Annotated in this window: 1 rRNA gene; it reads left to right on the forward strand. The window is 56.2% G+C overall.

The window, feature by feature from the left end:
* A 23S ribosomal RNA gene (locus NLX67_RS22540) occupies positions 1-1243 on the forward strand; the annotation flags it as partial.

Genomic DNA, 1243 nt, shown 5'->3' on the forward strand with positions numbered 1-1243 from the left:
GCCCGTACCGCAAACCGACACAGGTAGGCGAGGAGAGAATCCTAAGGTGAGCGAGTGAACTCTCGTTAAGGAACTCGGCAAAATGACCCCGTAACTTCGGGAGAAGGGGTGCTCTGGTAGGGTGTTAAAGCCCGAGAGAGCCGCAGTGAATAGGCCCAGGCGACTGTTTAGCAAAAACACAGGTCTCTGCAAAGCCGCAAGGCGACGTATAGGGGCTGACGCCTGCCCGGTGCTGGAAGGTTAAGAGGAGGGCTTAGCGCAAGCGAAGGTCTGAATTGAAGCCCCAGTAAACGGCGGCCGTAACTATAACGGTCCTAAGGTAGCGAAATTCCTTGTCGGGTAAGTTCCGACCCGCACGAAAGGCGCAACGATCTGGGCACTGTCTCAACGAGAGACTCGGTGAAATTATAGTACCTGTGAAGATGCAGGTTACCCGCGACAGGACGGAAAGACCCCGTGGAGCTTTACTGCAGCCTGATATTGAATTTTGGCACAGTCTGCACAGGATAGGCAGGAGCCTTGGAAGCCGGAGCGCCAGCTTCGGTGGAGGCGCTGGTGGGATACTGCCCTGACTGTGTTGAAATTCTAACCCGCACCCGTGATCCGGGTGGGAGACAGTGTCAGGCGGGCAGTTTGACTGGGGCGGTCGCCTCCTAAAATGTAACGGAGGCGCCCAAAGGTTCCCTCAGAATGGTTGGAAATCATTCGCAGAGTGTAAAGGCACAAGGGAGCTTGACTGCGAGACCTACAAGTCGAGCAGGGACGAAAGTCGGGCTTAGTGATCCGGTGGTTCCGCATGGAAGGGCCATCGCTCAACGGATAAAAGCTACCCCGGGGATAACAGGCTTATCTCCCCCAAGAGTCCACATCGACGGGGAGGTTTGGCACCTCGATGTCGGCTCATCGCATCCTGGGGCTGTAGTCGGTCCCAAGGGTTGGGCTGTTCGCCCATTAAAGCGGTACGCGAGCTGGGTTCAGAACGTCGTGAGACAGTTCGGTCCCTATCCGTCGCGGGCGCAGGAAATTTGAGAGGAGCTGTCCTTAGTACGAGAGGACCGGGATGGACACACCGCTGGTGTACCAGTTGTCTCGCCAGAGGCATCGCTGGGTAGCTACGTGTGGACGGGATAAGTGCTGAAAGCATCTAAGCATGAAGCCCCCCTCAAGATGAGATTTCCCATTACGCAAGTAAGTAAGATCCCTTGAAGAAGACGAGGTAGATAGGTTCGGGGTGGACGTGCGG

Source organism: Domibacillus sp. A3M-37, assembly GCF_024213455.1.
Lineage (GTDB): Bacteria > Bacillota > Bacilli > Bacillales > Domibacillaceae > Domibacillus > Domibacillus tundrae.